The sequence below is a fragment of the Bacteroidota bacterium genome, assembly GCA_017303975.1.
Classification (GTDB): Bacteria; Bacteroidota; Bacteroidia; order JAFLBG01; family JAFLBG01; genus JAFLBG01.
Genome location: JAFLBG010000019.1, coordinates 20,651 through 40,238, shown reverse-complemented (window position 1 = coordinate 40,238; position 19,588 = coordinate 20,651). Strand labels below are relative to the sequence as shown.

Below are 19,588 nucleotides of genomic sequence, written 5' to 3'. Positions count from 1 at the left end.
GGTATTACAATTAATATTTAATTACTAAGTATCCGGTATATCCTTTTCCTCCATCGCCTAAATCAAGCACATAAAAATAAGTGCCATTAGGAACTTTATCTTTTCCAATCATTGGAGTATCTACATTAGGGTAGCCATCCCAATCATTTTGGTAGCCCTTTATCTCATAGATTAAATTTCCCCAACGATTAAATATTTTAAGCACATTGTTTGGATATGCGTACAACCCAACAATAACAAATGCATCATTTACGCCATCTCCATTAGGTGTAAATCCGTCCGGAATTTTTATATCTGGACCGTCTAAAACTAAAGGAGTTGGAGTGTCCTCTCCTACATCAGAAGGATTGTCATTACCATTAAGGTCAGGCGCTGTTCCATTCTGAGAAGCATCTGTAGTAATATTGCCACTAGAATTACCAACAGCACTAGCCAACGCAACATTATAGTATGTTGTTTGCCCTGCTGGTGGATATACTCGAACACTGAAGGAAATTGTTGCCGTATCTCCAATGTTAAGTGTGCTTGTAAGGCTACTCAACAAATCAACGTCTCCTACTCCATTATAATTTACATTTGCGGTAAGACCACCTGTAGTTATTACTCCTGACGACAACATAAAAGTTGTTGGACTAGGGAATGTATTTACTAAATTATCTGTAACCTGAATATTTGCAAGAATCTCGTTTCCATAATTAACTACTGTTATCAAATATGAAACGTTGTAACTACCATCATTCAATTTCTCAGCCGCTGTTACAACCTTTGCAACTCCAATAGATGCATTTGGAGTAAGACTAAAGTCTGTTGTTAAACTTTCTCCTGCATCACTCGGATTACTATTCCCGTTAGGATCCGGATTGGTTCCGGCTGTTGATGTATCGGAAACCACGGTTCCACTTGCGCTACCAACTCCTGTACCTATTGCAGAATTTTTAAATGGTCCAAACATTCCGTTATTTGAGAGAGCAACCGTAAATATAATTTTACCACTATCTCCGGCAGCTAAAAAGCTATTCGTATTTAATAAATTTATATCTGTATTACCATTGTATAATGTATTAAAGAATAATGTTCCAGAACCAGTTGGTGGTGCGGTTACAGTAAATGTAGATGGCGGAGGAAATGTACTTGCCAAATTATCTACAACCTGAATTGTTTTGATGGTGTCGTTTCCATAATTTTTAACAACTACAGTATAAGTAACTAAATAAGTTCCATCCGGTTGAAGCGATGGTGCTGATACCGCCTTTGCCATACCAATAACAGCATTTGGTGTTAAGAGTAATGGTGTTGGAATATTTTCGTTTGCATCCGAAGGATTTCCATTTCCGTTCGGATCTGGATTGTTTCCGTTGGTTGAGGTGTCACTTACTAGCGTCAAGTTTCCATTCCCTACTCCACTTACAAAAGCTGTATTGTAAAATGGTCCAAAAAAGCCGTTAGCAGAAATAGCCACCGTAAATAAAATAGTATCGGACTGTCCGGCAGATAAACTACTGGTTAACATAGAAAGCAAATTAGTATTTGAGGCTCCATTAAACCCTGTATTAGCAGTTAATACAGCGGCTGAAGGCGCTGATGTAACTGTAAAAGTTGTCGGCAGAGGAAATGTTGCACTTAAATTATCTGCTACCTGAATAGAGTCGATTGAGTTATTTCCATAATTAGTTACAACTACTTTATACGTTACACTATAGATTCCTGTTGCTTGTAATGTTGAAGAAGAAACTGATTTTGCCACCCCAAGAACAGAATTGTACAACCACAATGGAGTTGGAATATCTTCTCCAACATCATGAGGATTATTGTTGGCATTCAAATCCGGATTATATCCATTGGTGGATGTATCTGCAACAGAAATTGAAGTTACTACACTCACACCACTTGCAAATGCAGTATTATTGAATGGTCCTGCTGGCCCATTGCCTGTAATTTCAATTGCAAAAGAAATAGTATCTACAGCGCCACTAACAAGAATACTACTACCTGCGATTAATAGATTTGTGTTTGTACTTCCATCAAACGTATTATCTACGGTTAAGAATCCGGTGCTTGTTGGTGGAGTTACAACAGTAAAAGTTGTTGGCAAAGGGAATGTTGTACTTAAATTATCTACCACTTGAACTGAAGTAAGTGTGTCGTTTCCATAATTCACTACCACAACATTGTATGTAGCAAGGTAATTTCCATTGCTCTGCAATGTAGGCGAAGAAACAGCTTTAGCTACACCAATTACGCTAGACGGGGCAAATATTAATGGTGTAGAGTCATCTTCATTTACATCTCTAGGGTTGTTATTTCCATTAGGATCAGGATCTGTGCCATTATCAGAAACATCCGTTGTACTAACAACTGAATTATTTACTCCCACGCCAACACCGCTTGCAATGGCCGAATTATAAAACGGCCCAAAAAATCCGTTAGGACTAACTTGCAATACTAATGTGATAGTATCTAGTCCTCCAGCCGGGATGGAACTTACAGAAGCTAGTAGCAACGTATCATTTGTAGAACCATTAAACAAACTATTTGCAACTAAGCTGCCTGTAGCAGCAACAGATGTAACAGTATAAGTGGCAGGTGCTCCAAACGTATTGCTCAAACTATCTACAACCTGAACAGAAGAAAGATTTACATTGCCTAAATTTTCAACTATTATAGAATAAGTAACACTATACGAATGATTGCTTTGCAATACTGCAGAAACTACCGTCTTTGCCACACCTAACACTGGATTAGATAAAAATATAGGAGTGGGTGTGTCCTCTAATGAATCGGATGGATTTCCATTTCCGTTTGAATCCGGATTCGACCCCCAATCTGATTTATCTTTTGTAATGCAACCTAAACTAGTAACTCCGAAAACATAAGCAGAATTGTAAAATGGACCATAGGCACTACCATGTGTATTTACTACAACAGATAATTGTACCGTATCAACAGCTCCAACATTCAATGTACTGATAGAACTATTCAACAATGAATCTACAGAAGAACCATTGTATCCATTTTTTGTATATAAGGTTCCGGTGGAAGTATATGATGATACTGTATAAGTAGCAGCTCCAGCGAATGCATTAAGTAATGTATCTCGTATTTGAATATTTGCAACAACTACATTACTATAATTTTGTGCAATCAAATTAAACGTTACAGCGTAGGTTGTATCTGTCAACATTTGAATATTAGAAACTTCCTTTGCAATACCTACCATAGGCGAAGCAATAGTAATTGGAACATCCAACTGATTTTCCATTAATACACCAGCATTAGCGCAAGGAAGTATGCCACACAAAATATTTATTTTCTCTATTCCCTGAATTGTTATCATTCCTGTGGAAGGAGTTGTTGGCAAAATGCTACCTAATGTAAAAGTAAACGTATAGGTTGCAGTAAATCCATTTCCATTATTTAACAGTAGATTAAATTGTTGTGGGTATTGCCAACTTACTATTTGATTTGTACCTACCACCACCGTGTTGAGCAGAGGCTGAGAACCAACACCACTTACCCAATTGAGCGCATTTACATTTATTACCGAAGGAAGTGATAAATAAATAGAGTCGGTTGGACTTAAAGGTGAATTGCCAATTTTTGTTATTGTTATTGTACCGGTTTGTACTGCCGAGCAGCTAGAAAAATTAGGTGATGAAATATCTAAATCAATATCAATGCCGTTTGTAGGACTAACACCTGTAATTCCCAACACGCTACTTGAAACGGTAACGGCATTTCCTATTGCATCCGATCCACACGGAGCTTTAGCATATCCTGCGGCACGACACACCGACCCGGAAACCAAATTGCAATTACTCAACATTTTAAATCGAAGTATCACCTTGTTGCTATCTGTTTCTATAGAGCCCTTTAAGCCTTTGGTAGCAGATGGAGCAAAATAAGTAGGATCTATTTGTGCCAAATTAAAGGTAAGAGATGTTTGACCAGAGACTGCCAATGCTGCATTTGCAGCTACAGAAAAAGGACGAGGTGTTGTACCAATTGGATACTCTATATATCCGGAAGCACTTACAAAGTCTAAACCGGATTGTCCAAGTCCGTTTGTTGGCAACTGCATAAGAGAATACACATTATAAATGGTGCTAGGTTGCGCACTATTAATTTGCAATTGCATAGGAAACTCATTACACATATTTATAGTATTTGCACCATAAGCTGCAGAAAATCCATCGCTTGGGTCTGTTGGTGTATTTATTAGTGGCGTGATGCTGATTGCAATTTGAGCCGGAGTAGGTTGAATATATAATTTCAAACTATCCCAAATAAAAGTAGATGAATTATATAAGGAGGTTGGATAAGATATACAACTATATCCGGTATATACTTTGATACTATCTTTGCCACACAAATTATAATCTCCTGTAATTTGAATGTTTTTTATCCCTGATGCAGCGAGTGTTCCCAACTGATAAAACCCATTTGCATCTGGAGTAACAGTAACAGTTCCATCTGTAACTGTAGTGATTGTAACTCCGTTAGACAAACCGGAAACATACAACCAATTATTTGCAGCCGGTATTGTTGCGTCCAAATTACGAACATCTACATCCCACGTAACAAGATTAGAATATCCGTTCAAATTAGTTGCAGCAGAAGTTAGATCTGGTTTAGGACCTACATAGTTTAGCATCCAACTATTGGTATTTGATTGCACGGTATATGGGATAGCAGAAGAACTTCCAAAAGAGTATTTAGACGCAAAAGATTGGTTAACACCATACGGAGCATTACCTGTTGGGCGAATAGTTAAATAATGCTTTATTAACCAACCATCATCACTTACATTAAAAGAAGAACCTCCATTTTGAATGTATAAATTTTTGAAATTAAACGTATATATATTTCCATTACTTGTAAATGGAACGGTAGCGGAAGTTTCGTTTGTAGTTACATTAGTGCCACCGGTGCGCTGATTAATTGCGGAAGAGCTAATTAATTGATATCCGTTAGGCATGGTATATTGAACTGTATCTAAAAAGCTCCATCGTCTCACCTCAAATGGAAAAAGATTTCCTCCGCTATAATTGCTACAACAAGGTCCGACACTTAAATAGTAAGCAATACCATAAATCTTATCTTGGCATCCTTGAGAAAAATTAAGAAAATTGTCTATGTTCTGAGAAGTACCATCAGATGAAATATGATAGATAGTAAAATAATAACCAACTAAGTTTATTATTTCAGCATAGCTATCACATCCAAATTTATTTATACCATATGGATTAGATACTTGGGAAACATAAAATTCAGAACTTACAGGAACTGTTACAATGTTACCACCTGTATTATGTTTCATTCGCAAAGTAACCTCTACCAGCACTGTATCATCCTCATTAAAAACATTACCGGCTAAAGTGGAATAATCATAAAAAATAGAATCTGCAATTATTGATGCCGCAATTGTTCCGGAAAGGATTGATCCTCCAGATGCTCTTTTAATGGTGGCGTTGGCTGTTAATGAAGTAAAATAAGTATTGAGGGTAGGAACAATCAACTTTGCATATCCTTTTGAAAAGGTTGGATTTGAGATGTCCGTGTTTACAACACCACCAAACGAAACTTTTAAAGTATCTCCAAACATAAGTCTGTCTTTTCTTACACTAGACATACTTATACTACCTGAGCCATCTACAACTCCATTGTTATCATTATCTACAAGACCAAAATTATTTCTTTCGGCCGAAAACGAAGAAAATACCATACCAACACAAGATGGATTTGGACAATGTAAATTAACAGAGGACGAAAAACAGTTCAATGACAAAACTGAAGAAGTAGGACAAGTGTTTGCAGCGTCAGGATTAAAACGCAAAGAAGTTGCGATAGTTTTATTTCCGCAACTTCCACCACTACCTGAATAATCAACTCCTTTTAGCTTAAACACTAATTCACTATTCGTAAAGCTCACTCCGGGCTTTGATGAAACTGGGAAACGAACTATTAAAGAGGAGGTGGTATTGGTAACAATAGTAAATCCACTCCAAAAAGTTGTTCGACCTGGAGTATACCATCTAACACCATCGCCACCAGAATTGTCAAATTCAATTCCTGAAGGCAATGTCAGTTCTACTTCATAGTAAGCGGCAGAGGATTGAACATATTGCCTAGAAGTGCCTCCATACGATTCTGCTGTTACATCAACAATAAATTCTTTTGTTTCGCCAGCATTAATATCACCCGGAAAATTAGAATTAACAGTTGATTTAGGAGCGTCTCCTCCCTCAATAAGTATATTAGAAGCTGTGTAATTAGTACCACACAAACTCTGGTAGGTAGCTTGATTTATTTTCATTCCACTCAACTCTGTAAAAACGTTTCCATACTGAGTTGTAGCAGAATTTGGGCAATAGTTGTATGCACAAAAATACATATCATATTGTACCCAAACCGTATCTCCCGCAGGAATAGTTCCGATTAATAATTTGAATGAATGGGGAAGTCCATTTATATTACAATTATTAGCAACGGTATTCCCTCCATTATTTCTTAGTACTACTCCCGACAGAATCGGCTTAACCAAAGCACCATTAGCTCCAACCTTATAACGAACACTAGCAGTATCAATATAATTTCGGCCAGCACCTGCAAATAAATTTACCAAATCAATCAATACATTAGTTGCATCTCCATTCCCTGAATTGATTATTCGTATTTTTTTTTGATTTGCGGAAAGACCTAAACATATTTTGTTTGTCGGATTATCCCTTACAAAGCTTAAGCTAGGTATTCCACCGGCATCTAATGCAATATCAAAATTAGCGCTTCCAACTTGGCAATCAGATGCTATACTATCACACTTCCAAGACACATATAAATTTGACGCTATCGACCCCGATGCAGAGCCACAAGTAAGCGGTGTTACATTATATTCTAATTCAAATGTTTCGTTTTTTTCAAAATAAATATCAAAATCCCCTATTTGTTTTATAAGTGTTGTGTCAAAGTTGATATACACGCTGTCGTTAGTTGGAGCTAAGGTTATATAACTTGAGTTAACAGAATAATTAGAAGAAGTAGGATCTATGGTAAAACTATTTACATCAACAGACAAACTGTTTGCATCAAAAACATCTACAAATTTGAACTTCTTCACATATCCAAAATCTTGATTGGTAATTCGAATAGTGCGAGCAACAACCGATGCAATAGATGCAGGCGAAGGAACATTAGAAACACCCAACACACTTAATGATGCACTTTGAATATTATACACCGGTGTGATTTTTTTATTCCCAATTTGAGTTGTTCCGTTGTAAACAAAAACAGTATCACGTGTTGTTGCGGCAGCACCACAGCTTACCAAACGACTAAAATTTATTGTAATGTTTTCGGCATTGACAACGGTGTCTAGCAAAAAACGAGGGCTACTTGAACTAGAAGTGTTGTCGTAAACAATCGATCCGGTTCCGCTTCGGGTATAAGAAAAATTTCCTCCATACGTAATATTAGCAGGCAAATGTACTTCCACTACTCCATTGGTTAAGCCGCCACCACCAGCCGTAAAAGAAAGCGACAGAAGGCTTCCATCGCCACAAACTACCGCAGGAGACGAAGATGTTATATTTCCCCAGATAATTGTTTGTGCATTGATTGAGTTAAAGAATAAAGCCAAAAGGCCAACTATAAAAAGAGTAAAACGAGTTTTCATATAGGTATTATTACTTTCAATTATCATATAATATAGTCATATTAGCTTTATTCGTGTTTACACTTCGGAAAGCTGGCTATTTCATATACTAGACAAATTAGAATTTATTTTTCCTTTAGTAGAAAAGAAATTATGGGTTGAATTTACACATTTTAGGGACAACTAATTTGTATTTATTCGCAAATAAAAATTTCCAAAAATTCTAACTTCACTTTTTCTCCAACTAAAAATCTACTATCCTTTGTATGTACCAACAACCTACAATTACCAACAGCAACAAGGATTTCATAATAAGCTCCTAAAAACGAAACCGCTTTCACAACTGCATCAACACTTCCTTTGCTAGACAGTTGAACATTCTCCGGGCGAATAACCAATTTATAGCGCTGGTTTATAACTAACTTTTGAGGTTCTATTTGAATTATAGAATTTTCTATTTGAACACGATTGGATTCTACAGCTACTGCATTCAAAACATTCACGGAACCTGTTAATCTTGCAACATATTCACTCTTCGGATACTTGTAAATATCTAAAGATGTACCAACTTGTATAAGTTGTCCATCTTGCATAACTGCAACCCTGTCGGCTAATGCAAACGCATCATTCGCATCATGCGTAACTACAATAGTTGTTATCCCAAAAGAGTCTATTATATCTCTCACCACCATTCTCATTTCCTTTTTCAATGTATCGTCTAAATTACTGAACGGCTCGTCTAGCAAAAGCAATAACGGCTCTGTTGCGAGTGTTCTTGCCAAAGCCAATCTTTGTTGTTGTCCTCCGGAAAGCTCGTGTGGGTAATAATTTCCCATGTTTTGCAACCCTACTTTTTCCAGATACAGTTGGGCTTTTACAGCTCTTTCCTTTTTTGGTAATGCACCCAATCCAAATGAAATATTTTCTAACGCTGTTAAATGTGGAAATAATGCATAATCTTGAAATACAAGTCCTATTCTTCTTTTTTCTGGTTGTATAAACACCTTAGAACTATTGAGCGTTGTATTGTTTAAAACAAACTCTCCGTCATTTAATTCTTCTAATCCTGCAATGGCACGCAAGAGTGTTGTTTTTCCACACCCACTTTTACCGAGCAAGGCAAGTATTTCTCCTTTTTTTAATTCAAGCGAAATGCCCGATAACACATCTGAGTGTGCATTCCTAAATCGCTTAGTAATGTTATGTAAGCTAAAGTAATTCACTTTCTAAAAAATAATTTATATAATACTAATACAGGAATACTGCTTAAAAGTATTATTATTAATGATAAGCCTGCAGCTTCACCAACCATCTCGTTCTTCGCAAGTTCAAATGACTTTGTTGCCAATGTTTCAAAATTAAACGGACGGAGAATAATAGTAAGCGGTATTTCTTTTAACACATTTATAAATACCAACAACCCTCCTACCAATATTGATTTTTTAAGTAACGGAAGATTTATTTTAAAAAACGAACTCCATTTTGATTTTCCAAGTAGTATAGCCGCCTCTATTACCTTTGTTGCAATTTTTTCGTTTTCGGAGTGAATAATTGTTAATGGGAAAACTAGAAAACGAACAACATACCCAAACACTAAGGCAATTGTTCCGCCTATAATCAATCCATTTTGCAAGTTGTAACCTTCATAATGCTGTGCGAAGTAATTATGAACAAAAATAAATGGAATTATAATTCCTATAGCTAACACTGCCCCAGGAAAAACATATCCAATACCTACAAATCGTGTTAGTAGTTTTTGAATCTTATTTTTTGATTCTACTACCGTGTATAAAAATAACAATGCCAAAGCAACAGCAATTACAGATGCCAACAATGACATTTTAATAGAATTAATAGCCCATTCAAAAAGTGTAGCTGAAACAATTGTTGTTTTGTAAATAGAAAACCAATAAATCTGTTGTGCAATAGGCAGAACAAAACCGAATATAAAAGGCACACAACAAACAAACAGCGCAACAACTAATTTGTATCCATTTAGTTTAATTCTGCTAACTGTAATGGTATTTGTGTCAGGTTGAGTGTATGCGCCCCTAAACCGCATTAGTTGCTCCACACCGATAATTACCATACTTATGAGCATAAGCAAAACAGCTAATTTGGTTGCTGCCAAAACATCATTAAAAGAAAACCATACTTGACAAATGGCTGTAGTAATTGTGTCAACACCATAATACTTCATGGCACCATAGTCATTTAGCAGCTCCATAAACACTATTGATGTAGCGCCTGCAAGCATTGGGCGTGCAAGTGGCAACGCAACCCAAAAAAATGTGCGCACGCTTGTGCTACCCAATGTTCTGGAAGCACCAAGCAATTTTACAGATTGATTTGCAAAAGCTGTTTTAGCAAAAAGATAAATATATGGATACATTATCATACTTAGTATTAGCACCAAAGAACGCAGCGACATAAAGTTTGCAAACACATTAGTATATCCTGTAAATTCTGTTGTATATAAGGAAAGAGGACTAGTAAAATCAAAAATTCCTGAATAGGAATAGGCTGCTACATAAGGTGGAATAGCCAATGGGAGCACCAATGCCCATTCAAAAAATGCACGCCCCTTAAACTCATATGCAGTAACAATCCAGGCGCAAGACACTCCAATTACGAATGAAATTAAACCAACACCAAGCAATAGAAGCATTGTATTGGCTAGATATCCTACAAGTACAGTATTGTACAAATGTTCCCAAATTTTATTCGACCCTCCCAAAAAATTAAATGTCAAAACAAGGATAGGCAGTAAAATAAGGATGGATATGATATAGGTTGTGATGGAAGAAAGAGAAAAATATTTTCTAAGATTGCTCATCCAGTTTCAATTTGTGTGTCTTGCAATTAAGAATGACATACCCAATATGATAGTATAAATATCAATTTTATTTCCAACCAACTTCGTTAAAAATCATCATTGCCTTTTCATGATTTTCCTCCAAGTGAGCAACTGCATTAAAGTCTGCCTTAAAAACACTCAATTGTTTCAACACTTCATTTGCTTGAACATTTCTATTCGCAGGATATTCACAATTTCTAATTGTTAAATATTCTTGAGCATCTTTACCCAGCAAAAATTTAATTAGCTGTATCGCGTTCTCTTTATTAGGAGAGCTGGCTGTTAGAGCAACTCCGCTTATATTAACATGCGTCCCACTTTCATTTTGATTCGGGAAAATAATTTTCAATTTGCTTGCAGCATCGCGTTCTGTTTTATCTTTTGACTGTAGAAGAAGTGCGTAGTAATATGAATTAACAATTGCTACATCCCCAACACCTGCAGCAACAGCCTTCATTTGATCCCTATCATTCCCTTTAGGTTCTCTCGCTAAATTCTGAACAATACTTGCGGCCCACTGCTTAGCAATAGTTTCATTTGTATTAAAAATAATGGATGATAAAAGAGCTTGGTTATAGCCACTTTCGGAGGAGCGAACCAATATTCTTCCTTTCCATTTTAGACTTGCAAGTTCTTGGTATGTGGCAGGTAATTTATTTTTTTCTAGGGTATTTATACATGCTAACACTCTCGCTCGGTATGTAAGTGCCGTCCAATAGCCGGAAGAATCTTTTAATTCCGAGGTAATATCAGAAAGTACATCAGAAGAAATAGGTTGTAATAAATTTTTCTGCTTTGCTCTAATTAATCGTTCTGCATCAACTGTAATAAAAACATCAGCAGGAGAATTCCCCCCTTCCAATTGTAATTTATTAATAAGTTCATCGGCTTTTGCTTTTATTAAATTTACTTTGATACCGGTTTGTTTTGTAAATAGTGCATACAACGAATCGTCAGACTCGTAATGCCTTTGAGAATAGACTGTAACCTCCTTCGCTGTTATTTGTTCGTCTGCATTTTCTGATTGATTGTTACACGAAAACAGAAGTAGTGAAATTGTTAGAAGTAGAAGTGCTTTCCCAATTCTTTTCATTTTGCGTATCCTTAATTGGTATAAGTTACAATAAAAAAACAGAATACTATTTCACTAGAAGCTTTTTATTAAAAAGATCTCTATCCCTTGAAGAACTAATGGGCGTATTAACATTTTGTGTTGGCATATCTCCAATATTTGTCCAACCGTCAATAAGTGTATTGTTCTCTGTTAAAGCCGGAAGCGCTCCTAGTGCATTGGCAATGGTAAACGTATAAGCTCCTCCTCCTGTAATAGCAAATACAATTGTACTGGCAACACCATCAGCATTCGATTGTTCTATAGCTTCGCGCAAAGAGAAATCTCCGGCAGAAAAATTTCCGTCAGATTCATCTACCAAAGTGCTTACTGTATAGGTTGTTTGGGTACAAATTGCAAACGAAAAGAATACTAAACAAGTAAGTAAGAATAAACGGCAACTTAAAATCATTGTTTTTAAGATACGAAAAGAAATGCCACTTTCTAATACAAAAAATGACAAATTATGAGTATCCGATACAATAAAAAACAACTACTTCTCTACACTTACCCGTATTCCCTCCGAATGTGTTGTAAACTCAGGCGCATACATACATTGGATGGTTGTGATACCATTAGAGAAATTTCCATAATGGCTAACTATCAATGGATATTCAAACACATATGTTCCTTTTGGCAAATACGAAATAAAGAAATTAGTAGCCGCATCGCGTGTACTTTCGTAATAACCCAATCCTCCTTGCCATTTGTAGCTACTTAGCACATTGGTAGGTTCAAAGCACGAAGCCCGCATGTCTTTTAGATGAACATATTCCATATTTCTGTCCACACGCAATTCTATTCGCACTTTTACTTTATCTCCGGGTTTTAATTTTGTTATATCTGTAATAGCCGTTAACACAGGTCCTTTATCCGAAACCGTTTCAACAAATAATTTTTTAGCAACTTTTAGTGGATTGTTTGTTGCACTTGGAATTTTATCTAACTGTTCAAAGTACTGCCAATACATAGCTCCCCAAGAAATACCTTCTTTAGTTTTTGCAATAGTAATATTTCCCATTTCTGGTTTTATATCGCTGCTTCTCCAAGTTGTTTTAAAATAGCCTGTTCCAGCTTCCACCTTTGTCCCATCCATTTTATAAGGATCGATTTTTGTTGTACCAAGGGTTATTTCAGAGTTTATTTCGGTATCTAACCAATCTTCACCTCTTAATAAAAGCGCATAGCAAGCTTCGGTTGTCGCTTTGGTTGTTTTCCAATCGTTCGTTTGCTTGTTTTTTAGCAACCAAGTTTTCAAGTCATTCACCACTTTGGTATCGTTAGCTATTTCATCAAATGCTTCAATTAGCATAGCATGGGATTCGATGGGCGATTCGTACCAATAGCCCGTATAGCTCTCCTTCCAATACATTCCCATCTCTTCGCTTACAATTGCATTTTCTTTAAGCGATGCAAGAATTTTTTTCGGTGTAGAAGAATCGCTGTACCTGCTCAATGCCAATGCTGCCATCCCTTGTAGGTATCTGCCATTTTTCAACCAATTTTTAGATGCTTGTGCTAGATAAAAATCAAATGCTGTCTTGTGCGAATTATCTACTGCTATATCTTTAAAATAGCTGCGTGTGTATAAATAATGAATTGCCATTTGATCAATCGTGTATTTATCAAGCATTTTGTACTTCTGCAAATCATTGTATCTGTCTTGCATGCGAGCATCTACATATTGAACCGCTTTTGTAAGCATATTCCAAACGGCTGCATTCTCACGAACAGATTTTATTTTTAAATGATCTAAATGTCCAAGTCCGCAAACAATATGCTGAGTTATGTACGCATCGTCCGGCATGCCTTCAAACCATGGCCATCCGCCATTAGAGGTTTGCATCTTTTGCAGTTTTTTTATTGCATACTCCAACTCCGAACTCATTTTATTTAAATCAAACAATAAGGCTACTCTGCGCTTACGCTCACTTTCATTCTTTGCTTGCAACACCCAAGGAGTTTCTTCCAACAAAAGCGCTTTCAGCTCTTTATTTTTCTCTAGATTAGATAGCAACGCATCCGGAGATTGTGTTTTCCAACTCTCAAACACCGCTTTAATTTTAGGCTTAGAATTGGCTATATGATGCGCAATAGCATTTGCATAATATCGGCTAAATGTTTGTTCAGCACATTCATACGGATACTCCATTAAATATGGAAGAGCTTGAATTGCGTACCATGCAGGATTACTTGTAAACTCTAATGTTAATGCATGATTACGAAGCGTGGTCGATTTATTATTTTGCGAAATAAATTTATCGAATGTATATGTTTTTGTCTGCTTTCCTCTAATTGGCAGTGGAAGTGCCTCTGTAACCAACATTCTATTGGTTAATACAGGAATTGTCATTTCCTCCCCATCACTATAATCAGCTGTTTTTGCAACAACTTTATAGGTAACCGCCTCTGCATTGTCGGGAATTATTACTTCCCAATCCGTTGAAATACTTAATCCGCCTTTTACCGTAAATGATTTTAATGCATTAGTATTTTTAAAATCCGCATCTATCGCTTTACCTGAGAACGGATCTATTAAAAACAATTGCACTTGTCCCGACTGTTCTTTATCTGAGAGATTGGTAATTTTCGAAGAGAAAAATAGTTTATCTCCTTGTCTAAAAAAACGAGGTGCGTTAGGAACTACCATTAGCGGTTTTTGCGTAACAACTTCATTTTGTGCCAGTCCAAATTTTAAATCTTTGGTGTGCGTAAAAGACATAAACTTCCATTTTGTAAGCGCATCCGGAATGGTAAACTTAATGCTGATTTCTCCATTCTCATTAGTTTGCAGCTGCGGAAAGAAAAATGCTGTTTCGTTAAAATTACTGCGGACTTTTACATCCGAGAAATCGGGAGTCACTTTCTTTCCTTGCTCTAGAGCATTTCCAACAACAGCTTCATCTTTGCTATTAGTAGCCTCTGCTTTGCCCATCATTGCAGGCGCTGCTGTCATTGCCATTGCGGCACTTCTTTTCTTAACAGATTTCCCATCTCCACCACTAGGAGCCATTTCGTCCATTTCAGCACCTTCTGCTTCCATGCTCATCATAGCAGGAAGTCCACCTCTGGCGCCTCTAAAATTATAATAATCTCCACCAAAACCAAGACCAAACCAATTGAGTTGATGATAGTTTTTAAACAACTGGCTTTGATAGGTATTCCAATTACTGGCTAACAATACCGACTGAGAGGAGGCAAAAGTTGAACTTGCATTCCAAGTAATACGCGAATAATAATTTTGATAGATAGAAAAATACCAGTTGTGAGGCTTAAATGCATCTAAAGATGCGTCATACATTCCTGCCAACATTTCAGCAACTACTTTTTCTCCTTTTTTACCTTTTACTTTTAATGTCCATTCTTCGGCACTTCCCGGCAACAGTTTGTTTCTAAATGTTTCGAAAATGATATCTAACTCCTTATTGGTGTATGGAACTGTAATGATTTGATTGTGGATGTATGTCCTATTTTCTTTCGCGTAGAAAAAGTGTATTGCAAAATTACCTCGATGTTTTTCTTCGATAGGAATTTCGATTGTCTTTTTCTCGTTAGACAGAACAAGCGTTTCACGCTTCTCTATTTTTCCGTTGCTTTCAATTTCGTAAATAATGCGGGTGTTGGGATACGAAGAACCAATGCTCACAACGGCTTTTTCTCCTGGCTCTCCTTTTATCTTTTCAGCAACGAACCAGTCGGCAGTTAAATAAGGGAGTGATTTTTCCTCATTACCAAACAACGTAAAATAATTAATGGACTTTACATCTGCTCCGTATTTATCTTTAGATGAACCTTCAATTACATAAACACCTTGCTTCCATTGTTTGGAGAAAGATTCCAGATTAATTGTTTTTTCTTTAGCTGTATTAAAATCAATCGCTGCAATTTTGGTTTCCTTCGCCCAACTAGAAAATTCCCGCTCGTTAGCATATTCATCAGATGGAAACAACTTATCAAATTCGGTTTTCGACAAAAGTTGTTTTTCCGGTTCGCTCCAATTACGCTTGCGATATATTTTAGAAGGAGATGCAAGTTTATAGATAGTTATTTCTCCAACCGCAGGTTCCGGCTCTCCGGAAAGGTTAGTGGTCTTAATTTCAAGATTAGTCAGTTTCTCTTTTGAAACATACTCACTGCAATCAATTTCTAGCAACAATGCCTTATAGCCAACAGAAACAACCGTTTCGGACGAACGTGTTTCTCCATTTATATCTGTTACATCCGCATAAATAGTAAAATTAAATGTTGGGTCAAATTCTTTAGAAACACTTTTGTCAGCTATGGCATTAAAATTAATAACAAATGCACCAGTATCATTTGTTGCAACAACACCATTCGCTATTTCCATTTCCGCTGAAGTAGGCGCATAACCTCTCCACCAATAGCACCAATAAGGAAAGCGAGCATTGCGCACTATTCTGTATTTAACAGAAGCGCCATCAATTGAGGCTCCGGAGTATGCTTTTGCTTTACCTATTATTTCTACATTATCATTTAACTTATAGCTTCCATTTGCCTTGTTAAATACCACTTCAAATTTTGGACGCTTGTATTCTTCAACGGAAAAAGAAGTGTTACCATTTTCGTTACTTATTTGCATCATTCCAGTAGCAGATCCCATTGGAGCAACAAAAGATCCGGAAAAGGTTCCGTATTCATTTGTTTTAAGATTTAAAGAAGATACTTTTTGATAGTTGGCATCATAAAAAGTAACAACAGAAGAATGATTCGTTTTAATCGCATGTTCGTCATTCGTTTGCTCTAATACCAGCCCTTTGAAGTAAATAGTTTGTCCGGGACGGTATATTGAACGGTCGGTAAATAAAAAAGTTCTTGTTTGTTTTCGCACTTCATTGTTTCGTTTGTACAAATACAAATCATTCATTGCCCACAACGTGTCGCCTTTATGTACTAATTGCAAATCGTAATTTCTATAACTCCCCTTTTCTGTAATTACACAACTGCCATCTTTGTTGGTTACATAGGTCACTCCTTTTTTTCGCTTGTACTGGCGGGCAGAATAGTTATACTCGGTTTCCCACAATGTAATAGCAGTTTTAGCTATCGGCAATCCGGATGTTCTATCAAATACAAAAATTTCAGAACCTCCATCATCTATATTTTTTTTTGCGTAGCCAATATTCGAAATTGTTTGCTCTAAAAATGCAACACCGTTGTTACGCATTTCAAACGAGCTACTGTTGCTGCATAGTATAGCATATCGACCGGAAGAAAGTTTAGGCGTTTTTATTTCTGCGGTATGACTGTAATAGTCTGAATCAACCGGCAAATCTACACTCCACGTGTGAAGCGGAGTTAGGTTAAGTAATTTGTTAACGTATTGTTCGTTGCCGTAATTCTCTGTGTGCTGCATTTCACTGAAATCATTTCTTACTTGCATTATTCTAAAATATAATTTAGAGATGTTGGTGTAAGAAACAAGTAGCTTTCCGGTTTCCTCCTTAGGCAAAACCTGATCCGCCTGAATAGAAAGGTTTTTGAAGTTAATTTGATTTTTAAGTACGGTACAATTATTAGCTCCTAATGTATTTGGATATTTTTTTATTCCTTCTTCACAAAGTGCTAACGCAATTTTTTTATCCCACTTGTGTTCGGCAGATTCTTTAGGTTTATAGTCGGCACTTGTACCAATATAGTATTTTGCAAGCTCGTAACACACTTCTGCATAAAAAGGATGATTGGTACATTTTGTTTTTAAAGAAGTTAAGGTATTTAAATAGGCTTGATTCTTATTTTCCAAAACCGAGTGATTATACACAAACTGTATTCTTGCCAGATCAATGTCATAGAGCGCGTCCGGCTGTTTGTCGGTGAGGTGCAAATTGATTAGTTGTTGAAACAATTTCAATGCCATTAATTTATTAGAAGCGGAATCTTTGTGTTGAATAAGTTGCTTAGCAAAAACGGGAGCACTATCGAAATGGCGAACATCATTTAATTCGAAGGAATATACAGGTTTTGTCAATTCCGATTCAGTAGTTGAATAATAGCTTAAGGCTTTATTGGCAACAAAATCAAACAGTGTGGGGCGCAAGGCTTTAGAAGTTGAATCGTAAGAAATCAATATTTCCTCGAAGTCAGCGATAGAAGTATTACACAACAGATCTTTGTTAGCAAGCGATTGAGCATAGTGAAAATTTACCACCTCCGAAATTTTTGCCAAATCCCATGTTTCAATATCGGATTCCGTAACGGTTGCACGAGTCGTTCTGTCTAAAAATTTCCAACGATTGTTTTGATAGTATTGCCAGTATATATCAGCAGTTATAGAATGAAGTATGTTTTTTGTGGGAGCTGAACTTTTCTCTATTTCCTTATTTAGCTTATCAACGGTTGTGCTAAAGAAATTTTCATCTACATACGATGTTAGCTTTAATTGATGTAAAATTGCTTTAATAGATTGTATTGAATTTTTATCGGAAATAGATTTTTTGTAAATATCATCAACCACTTGCAATGCTGATTTCGCAAGTCCTTCGTTAGTAAGCGAATCGACTTTTTCCCAGTCTTTCTTGTATGTAGCAGCCGGCTTCCCATCTGATTTATCCGAAGTTTTATACATAATAGCGGCTGTTGTTGTTAGAATTGCTAGAATTAAAATTAGTACTACTAAATATATTCTTCTCATAATTTATAATGTATTCAATATGATGTAATTTAATGCAAAAATCTATAAAACACCTACAAAATGAAGTAGGTAAAGCGAATGAGAAAAGAGTACCCTATGCAACCATTCCTAAAATACATACTTGTTATTCCAAATAATATCTTTTACCATATTCTTTAGTGTTTGTCCGGCATCTAATATCATAGACGGACTGGAAGGAAATGGCATAGGTGCCGAACCTTGCAAAATTTTGTGCTCCGGTTTTAGTGCTCGTAAATCTCCGGAAATATATCCTGACCGATGTTCAAAAATAGATTCTGCTGTTATTGGAGCCGTTTTAATTAATTGACCTGTTTTTAAATTCATAAAATCTAATGAACCGGAAACCATGGCTCTTTTACTCTGCTTAGTTTCTTTTACCATACAACTTATGGTTGTGTACTTTGGCACTTTGATGTCATTTCCGGCACTATCTCGTTTTACATTTCCTTTTGCATCTAGCACATATTGCCAACCATCTTCTACTTGTATAGAATTAGTGTGAGTGTTCTCCTTAACCAACTCGGGAGTTACATCAATCGTTTTAAGATTAACCAGTATCCCAAAATCATAAAACTTAGTGGAGTCGAATGTAGTATTGTAGTTTGTCCAATCTTTGTTTAATTCATATAAACTTATCTTTGTCAGTTCTTGCTCAAATCCTTGGGGCATAATCATACCGGTATTATTCTTCATCACAAACAAAACTTGATTTGTTCCTTCGTACCGAGCTTGATTCAATTTTTGATCAACATCTTTGTAAATAGAAAAATAATCTTTTACTCGCTTAAAATCATAATATGCATTTCGAGCATCTACTCTTGTTTTTCTTTCTAGCAGCTGACTTCCGTGTACATAATAATATTCGGCAGCTTTTTGCTTCGCAACAATTAGCTCATTGTCATAGTTTACCAAATCTATTTTTAATTTTCTACCGGCTTTTTTTTCAATGAATGGGATAGCTCGTTCTACAATCTCTTGCCTATCTTTTAAGCAACTGTATTTATTAAATATGTCATCCCACGAATCAGGCCTTCCTTCTTTTTTCAAAAACTCAATTTGTGTTCTATCCTTATCATTCGCAATGCTATATGCCTGTTCTAAAACAGAAATCTCTTTATCTAAATTTTTCTTTCTATTTTTTTTTAGTTGTTTTATTGCCTTAGTAATAGCAAAATCATATTGCCCATTATAAAGCAACTTGGTAGATTTTTGGCAAGACGTTCCAAGTAAAATAGCTACAACTAAAATGGTTGTAAACAACTGGTTGATACGAAAAGAGTTCATGGTTTATGTTTTACTAAC

Annotated in this window: 7 protein-coding genes; all 7 read right to left on the bottom strand. The window is 36.1% G+C overall.

The window, feature by feature from the left end; all coding sequences use genetic code 11:
- Positions 1-10: 10 nt before the first annotated feature.
- The gene (locus J0M08_08085; GenBank protein ID MBN8703009.1) at positions 11-7,669 is read right to left on the bottom strand and encodes a gliding motility-associated C-terminal domain-containing protein; all 7,659 of its coding nucleotides are present in this window, start codon (positions 7,667-7,669) and stop codon (positions 11-13) included.
- Positions 7,670-7,842: 173 nt separating this feature from the next.
- The gene (locus J0M08_08080) at positions 7,843-8,871 is read right to left on the bottom strand and encodes an ABC transporter ATP-binding protein (GenBank protein MBN8703008.1); all 1,029 of its coding nucleotides are present in this window, start codon (positions 8,869-8,871) and stop codon (positions 7,843-7,845) included.
- Positions 8,868-10,484: an iron ABC transporter permease gene (locus J0M08_08075; GenBank protein MBN8703007.1), complete on the bottom strand. Its 1,617-nt coding sequence runs from the start codon at positions 10,482-10,484 to the stop codon at positions 8,868-8,870. The genes J0M08_08080 and J0M08_08075 overlap by 4 nt, the downstream gene beginning before the upstream one ends.
- 67 nt (positions 10,485-10,551) lie before the next feature.
- Entirely contained in the window at positions 10,552-11,598 is a 1,047-nt protein-coding gene (locus J0M08_08070; protein MBN8703006.1) for an extracellular solute-binding protein, read from the bottom strand.
- Positions 11,599-11,644: 46 nt separating this feature from the next.
- On the bottom strand, positions 11,645-12,028 hold the full coding sequence (locus J0M08_08065) for a hypothetical protein (protein MBN8703005.1): 384 nt from the start codon (positions 12,026-12,028) through the stop codon (positions 11,645-11,647).
- 81 nt (positions 12,029-12,109) lie between these two features.
- Positions 12,110-18,265, bottom strand: a complete 6,156-nt coding sequence (locus tag J0M08_08060; protein ID MBN8703004.1) for a hypothetical protein — start codon at positions 18,263-18,265, stop codon at positions 12,110-12,112.
- Between the two features lie 108 nt (positions 18,266-18,373).
- Entirely contained in the window at positions 18,374-19,570 is a 1,197-nt protein-coding gene (locus tag J0M08_08055) for a hypothetical protein (GenBank protein MBN8703003.1), read from the bottom strand.
- Positions 19,571-19,588: the final 18 nt, after the last annotated feature.

Bases quoted from the DNA above. Each gene is read 5' to 3' on its own strand.
- J0M08_08065 (MBN8703005.1), bottom strand. From the start codon at position 12,028: ATGATTTTAAGTTGCCGTTTATTCTTACTTACTTGTTTAGTATTCTTT.
- J0M08_08070 (MBN8703006.1), bottom strand. From the start codon at position 11,598: ATGAAAAGAATTGGGAAAGCACTTCTACTTCTAACAATTTCACTACTT.
- J0M08_08060 (MBN8703004.1), bottom strand. From the start codon at position 18,265: ATGAGAAGAATATATTTAGTAGTACTAATTTTAATTCTAGCAATTCTA.
- J0M08_08075 (MBN8703007.1), bottom strand. From the start codon at position 10,484: ATGAGCAATCTTAGAAAATATTTTTCTCTTTCTTCCATCACAACCTAT.
- J0M08_08055 (MBN8703003.1), bottom strand. From the start codon at position 19,570: ATGAACTCTTTTCGTATCAACCAGTTGTTTACAACCATTTTAGTTGTA.
- J0M08_08085 (MBN8703009.1), bottom strand. From the start codon at position 7,669: ATGAAAACTCGTTTTACTCTTTTTATAGTTGGCCTTTTGGCTTTATTC.